Here is an 8731-nt window from a genome sequence, read left to right as displayed (position 1 = left end):
CCTTGCGGCGCCCAATGCAAACCGTCGGTCGAGGTGAACCAATGCGCCACGTCGCCTCGGCCCTCGGCGAACATCAACAGCCGGTCGCCGTCGCGCGTCACGATCATGTCTTCGATCCAATGTTCGCTGTCGAGCGGATTGCCCGCGTACCGCGTCCACGTGAGCCCGTCGGGCGAGGTGGCGTAGCCCAGCATCTTGAGCCCCTCGCGCGTGCCGTCGTAGCCGGTGTACCACATCCGCCAGCCATCGGCGTCGCGCAAGATCCAACCGCGCTCGCGGATCGCCTGATCCCAATGCCCTGGCCCCGCGCCGGCGAAGACCGGGTTTTTGTCGTAATCGCAGAAGCAAACCAACTCGCGCGGAAAAAGCGCATCGATGTCGCCGGGCGCCTCACGGACCGCGCTGGCCGCTTCGTCTGCCCGCGCCGCCAGCGCCACGCAGCACAACACCCACACGGCGGCAATCGTTCGTGGCCAAGCAAATCTGGCTGCGGGCGTCATTTCTCTGGCGCTCGGGACCGTGTTTCCAGCCGGAAACCTTTGTTGTACCACGCCCGCCCAGCGGGGCGTAGCAGCCCTGGACGATTCGCGTGCGATCGGCACTTCTGGACCGGTTGCTGTCGCAAGTCCGTCGCGATTGGTACGAGCATTGCAGCCTTCAAGGTTTGAGTGCGATCTGCAAGCGGTAACCACCCAAAGGAACGGAGTTAGCGATGAAAACGATCTCGACCGACGAACTAAAGATCATGCGCGACAAGAATGCGGGTCTCACCTTGGTCGACACGCTGCCAGCGGAGTCGTTCGAAGCCACGCGCATTCCCGGCGCGATCAGTGTGCCCCTGGACCGCAGCGACTTTGTCGCGCGCGTCGAGCAAGAATCGGGCGGCAAAGATCAACCGGTGGTCGTTTACTGCGCAAGCCAAGAGTGTGACGCCTCGGAGAAGGCCGCGCGCCGATTGGAAATTGCCGGCTTCACCGCCGTGTCGCGCTACACCGGGGGCTTCGACGCCTGGCAGCACGAAGCCGGATGAGCCGGCGCGGTTCGGTCTGGTTCGGCGCATGCCGTGCGACGTGCCGGCGTGCGCCAAGCGGTCAGAGCGATTTTCAAACGGTGGCGGCAACAGGAGACACGGACATGTTGAAGTTGAAGCGAGTTTACGAGGAGCCTTCTTCCCAGGACGGCGTGCGTGTCTTGGTGGAACGTCTGTGGCCGCGCGGGCTGACCAAAAAACGCGCCGCGGTCGATCTGTGGCTGAAAGACATCGCCCCCAGTCCCGAGCTGCGCAAATGGTTCGGGCACGACCCGGCCCGCTGGAAGCAATTCGAAGAGCGCTATCGCGGCGAATTGCGCGAGCACCCAGACGCCGTCCGGCTTCTCAAGCAAAAGGCGAAGGAGGGGACCGTCACCCTGGTCTATGCCGCGCGCGACGAAGCGCACAACGGCGCGCTGGCGCTGAAACGACATCTCCAGGGACACTAACAACAACATGTAGCGCGCCGAGCCACGGAGGGCCCGGCGCGGGCGAAATGCGCGGCCAGGAGACCACCAGCCAGCGACTATCAAAGGAGTCGATCATGACAAATCAAACCGACACTCGGCTGCAACTGCGCGGCGTTCACCTGTGTTGCCAAGGCTGCGCGCAGGCGGTGAACCAGGCGGTTCAAACCGTCGCGGGGGCAGAATCGCAATGCGATCTGCACGACGGAACCGTGACCGTAACCGCCCCAGACGACGCCGCGGCCCAACAAGCGCTGGACGCGATCGCCGCCGCCGGCTTCTATGGCCGCGCCGACAGTGAGCAATTCGCGATCCGCCCCGTGGGCAATATCCCACCGGGCAATGTCCATCGGCTGCGAGTCTCCGGCATCCACAACTGCTGCGATTTGTGTTGCGACGCCATTCGGCAGGCCATCGCCACCGTTGCCGGCGTGACTGGCGACACGGCCACCCCTGGCGCGACATCGTTTGTGGTCACCGGCGACTTTAAGCCCGCGGCGCTGGTCCAGGCCATCAACGCCGCCGGCTTTAGCGCGCGGGTTCAAGTGTGAGAGCGGCTATTTCCATCATTCATCAGGGGGATTGAAACAACATGAGCACCAAAGTCGCCATTAACGGTCTGGGACGCATCGGCCGCGCGGTCTTGAAGCTGGCGATCGACGAGCCCTCGCTGGACGTGGTCGCCATCAACGATCTGGGAGACGTCGACAACCTGGCTTACCTGCTGCGGTACGACACGGTGTACCGGCGTTACCCCAAGTCGGTGGCGATCGACGGGCCCAACCTGATCGTCGCCGGCCACAAACTGCAAAAGCTCGGCAGCCGCGACCCGGCGGAACTCCCGTGGAAGGATCTCGGCGTCGAACTGGTGTTCGAATGCACCGGCGCGCTCACGCGGCGCGAAGATCTGGCGAAGCACATCCGCGCCGGCGCGCGCGTGGTGCTGCTGTCGGCGCCCTCCAAGGATGAAGACGTCGAAACCGTAGTCCACGGCGTGAATGCGCCCGGCGACGCGACCGCTATCGTCTCCTGCGCCAGTTGCACCACCAACTGCATCACGCCGATCGTCGAGGTCATCGGCCGCCGCATCGGCTTCGAAAAATCGATGCTGACCACCGTGCACGCCTACACCTCCACTCAGTCGATCGTCGATCGTTCTCATCCGCGCTTGCGGCGCGGCCGGGCGGGGGCCGCTAACCTGGTGCCGTCCGACACCGGCGCCGCGCGCGCCACCACGCGCGCGCTGCCGCAGTACGCGGGTCGCTTCGACGGCATCGCGATCCGGGCGCCGATTCCCGCCGGATCGTTGGCCGACATCACGTTTGTCACTTCGCGAAAGACCACTGTGGAAGAGGTGAACCAGATTCTCACCGAGGAAGCCGACTCGCCACGCTATGCCGGAGTGCTCGGCGTCACGCGCGATCCGCTGGTCTCATCCGACATCATTGGCGACTCGCGCGCGTCGGTGGTCGATCTCGACCTGACCCGCGTTGTCGACGGCGACCTAGTCAAAGTCATGAGCTGGTACGACAACGAATGGGGCTACGCCAATCAGATGATTCGCGAGGCGCTGGCGGTCTGCAAAACCGCGCGCCGCTGACCGCGCCACCCCGCTAGGCCGCCGTCGCCCGCGCAAACTGCTCGTGCAGCCGCGCGTAAACGCCTCCCGCGGCGACCAGTTCGGCGTGCGTGCCCCGTTCGACAATCTGGCCTTCGTCGAGCACCAGCACCAAATCGGCGCCGCGAATGGTGCTCAACCGGTGCGCCACCACAAAGCTGGTCCGCCCCGCCAACAGCCGCGCCAAAGCCTGCCCAATGCGATACTCGGTCAGCACGTCGATCGAACTGGTCGCCTCGTCGAGGATCAAGATGCTCGGGTCGGCCAATAGCGCCCGCGCAAAACAGACCAGTTGCCGTTGTCCTAGCGACAGGCGGCAGGCGCCTTCCCCCACCTCAGTCTGCAGCCCGTTCGGCAACGCGGCCAGGATGTCGGCGCAGCCTAGCCGCTCGACGGCCCCTTGCACCTCGGCGTCGGTCGCGCTGGGGCGGCCAACGCGGATATTCTCCAGCACCGTGCCGGTGAACAAAAAGTTGTTTTGCAGCACCACGCCGATCTGGCGCCGATAGTCGTCGGTGTCCAGCCCGCGCAGGTCTTGCCCGTCGATCAGTACCTGGCCGGCGTCCGGCAGATAGAACTTGGCGATCAGGTTGATGATCGAGGTCTTGCCGCTGCCGGTGTGACCGACCAGCGCGATGGTTTGTCCTGGCTCGGCCACAAAGCTCACGCCGTGCAGCACCGGGCGCGCCGGGACGTAGCTGAAGGTGACCCGGTCGAACTCCACGCGCCCGCGCAGTCGCCGCGCCGCGCTGGCGTCCGGCCAGTCTTGCCACTCGGGTTCGGTTTCCAAGAGGGCGCGCACGCGCTCGGCGCCCGCCATCGACACTAGCGCCTGATTGTAGAGGTCGCCCAGGGTTTGAATGGGGCCAAAGAAGATGTTCGCCAAAAACAAAAACTGAATCAGGTCTCCCAGCGGCAGCGACGAGCCAGCGGCCAGCGCGCGCCAGCCCCCCACGATCAACAGCGTCGCCAAAAAGAACTGGCTGTTCAGGTCGAGCAACGGGCCAAACAGGCCGGCGGTACGGGCCGCTTCAAAGTTGTAGCGCGAATGATCGGCCACCAGCGCATGAAAGCGGCGGCTGTTCGTCTCTTGCCGCACAAAGCCTTGAATCACCTGAATGCCTTGCACCGTCTCGGCCAATGTCGACGTGACGCGGCTGAAGCTCTCTTGTACGTCGCGGTGCAGTCGGCTGAGCCGGCGGCGAAAGTGGTTGTTGATCAGCCACAGCCCCGGCGCGATCGCCAACACCAGGCCAAACAGCAAGGGGTCGCACCACAGCATCAGCGCGGCGGCGATCACCATCTGGCCGCCGCTCACCAGCCCGGCAAAGCACACCTCTTGTACGCCGGCCCGCACCGCCTCGGCGTCGGAGGTGACGCGACTGATGATCCGCCCCAGCTTGGTCTGATTGAAAAAGCCAAGCTGCAACCTCTGGAGCTGCGCGAAGATGTCGGCGCGCAAGTCATGCACCACCGCCTCTCCCAGTTCCAAGGCATAGCGCTGCCGAAAATGAAACGTCAGTTGCGTGAACAAGGCCAGCGCCACAAAGCCCGCCAGCCCCCAGGCCAGGCCGCGCGGGTCGCCCGCGGTGATCGGCCCCGTGATGATCCGCCCCGTCGCCCACGCCAACAGTGGCAGTTGCGCCGAACGCAGCGCCACCAGCGCCAGCAGTAGGTTGCGCTGCCGCGCGTGTGGCCGCGTGTAGCCATACAGCCACGCGATCAATTCGCTGTCGAGTGGGCGGCTCGGCAGCTCGAACTCGCGATCCATCGGCTCGGCGGCGGTCGGCTTGTTGGCGGCTTTTTGCATGGCGCTGACGTGGCTCGCGGCTAGGCGGCGTCCGAGGCATAGGCGTCGTGCGCCGGCAACCGTAGCGGCGCGTCTTCGATCACTTGCCCATCGCTTTGCAGGCTGGCGGCCCGCCAATACAGGCCGCGGCTGCGCATCAACTGTTCGTGCGTGCCTAGCTCGACAATCCGCCCCCCGTCCAGCACCACCACCAGGTCGGCGCGGCGCAACGTGCTCAGCCGATGCGCCACCACCAGCGTTGTTCGGCCCGCCATCGCCTGCTCCATCGCTTGCAAGATCTCGTCCTCGGTCTGCGGATCGATCGCCGCCGTCGGATCGTCGAGCAACAAAATCGGCGGCTCCAGGAGCAAGGCGCGGGCAATCGCCAGTCGTTGCCGCTGCCCGCCAGAAAGGTCCTTGCCCCCTTCTTTCAATACGGTGTCGTAGCCGTCGGGCAGCCCGGTGATGAAGTCGTGCGCTCGCGCGATGCGCGCCGCGCGTTCGATTTGCTCGCGGCTGGCGTCTGGCTTTCCAAAGGCGATGTTGGCGGCCACCGTGTCGCCAAACAGCGTCGTCTCCTGCGGCACTACGCCAATGTTGCGGCGCAGCTCATCCACATCCAACTCGCGCACGTCGATCCCGTCGATCAGCACGCGGCCGCCCGTCGCGTCGAAGTAGCGCGGTATCAAATTCAACAAAGACGACTTGCCCGACCCCGTGGCGCCCAGCAGCGCCACGCACTGCCCCGCCGGTATCCACAGCGAGATGTCGCTGAGGACGGGCTGCGCCTGATGGCGAAACTCGACAAACTCGAACTCAATCTCCCCCCGCGCGCGGCCCAGCGGGCGCGGGTTGGCTGGGCTTTGGATCTCGATCGGCGCGTCGAGCACCTCAAACACCCGCCGTGCGCCGATCAGGCTCTGCTGCACGCTGTTGACGATGCTGGTGACCTTGCTTACCTGGCCGGAAAACTGTTGCAACAAATTCGAGAAGACGATCAGCCCCGAGCCCAGCGCCAAATCGCCCTGCATGACCAGGTAGCCGCCGTAGCCCAACAGCGCGACCAGATTGAACTGCGTGAGCAGCTCAATCGTGGGAGAAAACAAGCTCACCCGCCAAAAAATCCAATGCTGCTGATCGGTGACCGCGCGGTTGGCCCGCGCAAACTTGGCGCGCTCCTCGTCGTGGCGGGCAAAGCCCTTCACCACCTGCACGCCGCGCACGTTCTCGGTGAGCGCCAATAGCATCTGGTCGAACAACTCGCGGTTCTTGGCGTAGGCCGGCTTCACTCGCCGCGAAAAGCTAGCCGAGATCGCCCACATCACCGGCGTGCTGGCCAGACAGAGCAAAGTCAGCCCGACGTGGATCCGCAGCATGTACGCCAGATAAAAGGCGAGCGACAGGCCCAGCGTGAGCGCTTGCAGCACCACGCCATCGACGAACACGCGCAGCGATTGCACGTCGGCGGTCACGCGACCAATGATCGAGCCGCTGTGATGATCGGCGAAAAACCGAAAGCTCAAGCGCTGCAGCTTTTCATAAACCAAGGCGCGCAGATCGACCACCATCCGCTGATGCACAAAGCGCGCGGCGACCCGCGCGTACCAGTAGTTGGCCACGCCCCGCGCCGCGGCCAGCGACAGCATGGCGGCGGCCAGCGCGGCCACCGTGAAACGGGGCGACCAGTCGGCGGGCGGCGCCAGGCCCGCGGGCCAGTTCAATGCGGGGCCGCCGGGCGCGGCATGCTGGCGCACCACATCCACCGCCAACCCCAGCGCCGTGAACGTCGCCAGCGTCAGCGCCAGCACCACAAGCTGTAGCGCCAAAAGCTGCGCGCACCCCAGGCGATACTTCCACGCCAGTTGCCCCAGGCGCAGGAGCAACCGGCGAGTCGTTGGCGCGGCGTCAGGGTCGATCGACATGAACGGCGAACCAGGCGGGGTCGGGCGGGTGGGCGCGGCAGCGAGAAGGAAAGAAGTCTCCCAGTAATTCATAGGCGCGACCGCCCCGCCGGCCAAGATCAGTCTTTGGTCCCGCCGTCCTGGTGGGACACTGGCTCGCCCGTTTGGCCCAGCCGATCGGCGCCATTTTTCTGATCTTGCCGGCCGTTTCTTGGCTGTGCCCCTCCGCAATCGGCAAAAGCCGGCGTTCTCGCGGAATCTTCTGCCCGCTGATTTTCGCGGCCGACCAACAGCGCACCCCCTCTACCTTTGATTTTGATAAAATTTTGTGTTAATTGTGGTGTTGCCGGCTGGCCAACGCTAGCTAATTCCAGGGACAGTCAAGAGGCGGTTTGATGCAGCGGGCACTTCTGTGGGCTGGACTCTGTATGTTGGTTGCTTCGCCGGCCGTGGCATCGACCCTTTTTGCCGCCACCGGCGACTCACAGACCAGCGCCTACGGAGCGCTGTTGCAGTATCAGTTCAATCGCTTTGGCATGCCCGCCCAGTCGTTGCGATTCGCCTCGGGCGGGGCCTCCGCGCCGATCTACACGGGCCAGGCCACCGACATTCACGCGCAGCCACCGCACGCGCATGATTTTGGCGCCGATGCCCTGGCCGCCGGCGCCAACTTGGTGCTATTCCAGTTGGGCGTCAACGACTCGTTTCTGGAACCCGATCAATTCGCGGCGTTTCAGAGTCTCATCGGGGCGGAGTTCGACGCCTTCCAAACCGCTGGCGTGCAAGTGATCTTGGGCGCGAATCTGCCGGTGCTGACCAATCCCAACGACGCGCGCTATGCGCTGGCCGATGAGCGGCTGCGCACGCTCTACAATCCTTGGCTGCAAACGCAGGCCGCCGAGCGCGGTTGGCTGTTTCTGGACAATTACCACGCGATCCAACAGCAGTCCGGATGGCAAAGCTGGTATTCCGACGACGGCCAGACGCCGGGATACGTCCACCTGTACGGCGGCCCCAAGGTCAATGGCATCACCCCCGGCTACGACTGGCTCAGCCGGCAATACGCCTTTGGCGTGGCGAGCCTCTACGCCGGCGACGCCGACATGAATGGCGTGGTCGATGGCGCCGACTACACGGCCTGGGCCGATCACTTTCACCAACTCGGCGGCTTCGCCAGCGGCGACTTCAACTGCGACCTGCTCATCGACGGCGCCGACTACACCATTTGGGCGGACAACTTTATCGTGGGCAACTCGGCCGCGCTGCCGATCCCAGAGCCAGCCACTTGCCTGCTGCTCGCCATCGGGGCGATCGGAGTCATGGCCGCCATGGCGCGCCGTCACCACAACTAACCGCGAGTCTGCTGCCCGCCACTCGATCGCTTTCAGTTGAACTGCTTGGGCTCTAGCGGCGTCGGGGCAAAGCGGATCGCCGTGGCGCCGGCTTGCTGCGCGCATCCGTCGGCATCGTCGTCCAAGTCCACCGGCTGCGACGCCATCTGCAAAATGGCGTTGCGCGCGGCGGCGTGAGCGGCTCGCGCATTCGCCTGACGCAGCTTGCCAAGGTTGTTTGGCGGATGCCCTTTGGCGGTTAACGAAGCACACCATTTTTCCGCCTGGTCGCACGATTCCAACCACACCAAATAAAGATCGCGCACCGCCTGGGCAGTGTCGCTCTCAATAATGGCTACGCCAGACCGTCCCGCTTCCAACAGAAACTGCTCCGCCTTCTCCAGCCACTCGAGCGCATCGACTCCCATGTCGAGCCAGCGCTCGCACGCGGCGCATTCGTTGGTGTCTTGCTCAATGTCGCGCGGCGCGGCCGGGCGAATTGCAAACCGCTCGACGCGGCGCCTCGCAACCTTCAGGACCAGATCTTCCGCCATGTCACCCACCGCTTGCGAAACAAGAAACAGTCGCGCTCTCG

Annotated in this window: 9 protein-coding genes; 5 read left to right on the top strand and 4 right to left on the bottom strand. The window is 64.7% G+C overall.

Features of this window, described 5'->3' with window-relative positions; translation table 11 throughout:
* Window positions 1-500, bottom strand: a 500-nt coding sequence (locus K1X71_17045; GenBank protein ID MBX7074851.1) for a hypothetical protein, incomplete at its 3' end; no start/stop codon positions are given.
* A 212-nt stretch (window positions 501-712) separates the two neighbouring features.
* On the opposite strand from K1X71_17045, the gene K1X71_17040 reads away from it, so the two are divergent.
* From K1X71_17040 to K1X71_17025, 4 genes are all read left to right on the top strand, one after another.
* Complete coding sequence (locus K1X71_17040) at window positions 713-1030, top strand: rhodanese-like domain-containing protein (protein ID MBX7074850.1); 318 nt, start codon at window positions 713-715, stop codon at window positions 1028-1030.
* A gap of 104 nt (window positions 1031-1134) precedes the next feature.
* Window positions 1135-1479, top strand: a complete 345-nt coding sequence (locus K1X71_17035; GenBank protein ID MBX7074849.1) for a DUF488 domain-containing protein — start codon at window positions 1135-1137, stop codon at window positions 1477-1479.
* A gap of 95 nt (window positions 1480-1574) precedes the next feature.
* Window positions 1575-2048 carry a hypothetical protein gene (locus tag K1X71_17030; GenBank protein MBX7074848.1) on the top strand — a complete coding sequence of 158 codons (474 nt, stop codon included), beginning with the start codon at window positions 1575-1577 and terminating at the stop codon, window positions 2046-2048.
* Window positions 2049-2089: 41 nt separating this feature from the next.
* On the top strand, window positions 2090-3097 hold the full coding sequence (locus K1X71_17025) for a type I glyceraldehyde-3-phosphate dehydrogenase (protein ID MBX7074847.1): 1008 nt from the start codon (window positions 2090-2092) through the stop codon (window positions 3095-3097).
* 13 nt (window positions 3098-3110) lie between these two features.
* Here the strand turns inward: K1X71_17025 and K1X71_17020 are convergent, their stop codons facing one another.
* Window positions 3111-4925: an ABC transporter ATP-binding protein/permease gene (locus K1X71_17020; protein MBX7074846.1), complete on the bottom strand. Its 1815-nt coding sequence runs from the start codon at window positions 4923-4925 to the stop codon at window positions 3111-3113.
* A gap of 20 nt (window positions 4926-4945) precedes the next feature.
* Entirely contained in the window at window positions 4946-6826 is a 1881-nt protein-coding gene (locus K1X71_17015; protein MBX7074845.1) for an ABC transporter ATP-binding protein/permease, read from the bottom strand.
* Window positions 6827-7254: 428 nt separating this feature from the next.
* Here K1X71_17015 and K1X71_17010 point away from each other — a divergent pair, with 428 nt between their 5' ends.
* The gene (locus tag K1X71_17010; GenBank protein MBX7074844.1) at window positions 7255-8157 is read left to right on the top strand and encodes an SGNH/GDSL hydrolase family protein; all 903 of its coding nucleotides are present in this window, start codon (window positions 7255-7257) and stop codon (window positions 8155-8157) included.
* 32 nt (window positions 8158-8189) lie between these two features.
* On the opposite strand, the gene K1X71_17005 is transcribed toward K1X71_17010, so the two are convergent.
* A complete protein-coding gene (locus K1X71_17005) occupies window positions 8190-8690 on the bottom strand; it encodes a hypothetical protein (GenBank protein ID MBX7074843.1) in 501 nt (166 codons plus the stop codon).
* Window positions 8691-8731: the final 41 nt, after the last annotated feature.

The organism is Pirellulales bacterium, assembly GCA_019694455.1.
Taxonomy (GTDB): domain Bacteria; phylum Planctomycetota; class Planctomycetia; order Pirellulales; family JAEUIK01; genus JAIBBY01.
Note: the sequence above shows the minus strand (reverse complement) of the source record. Positions and strands in the feature narration are given on the sequence as shown.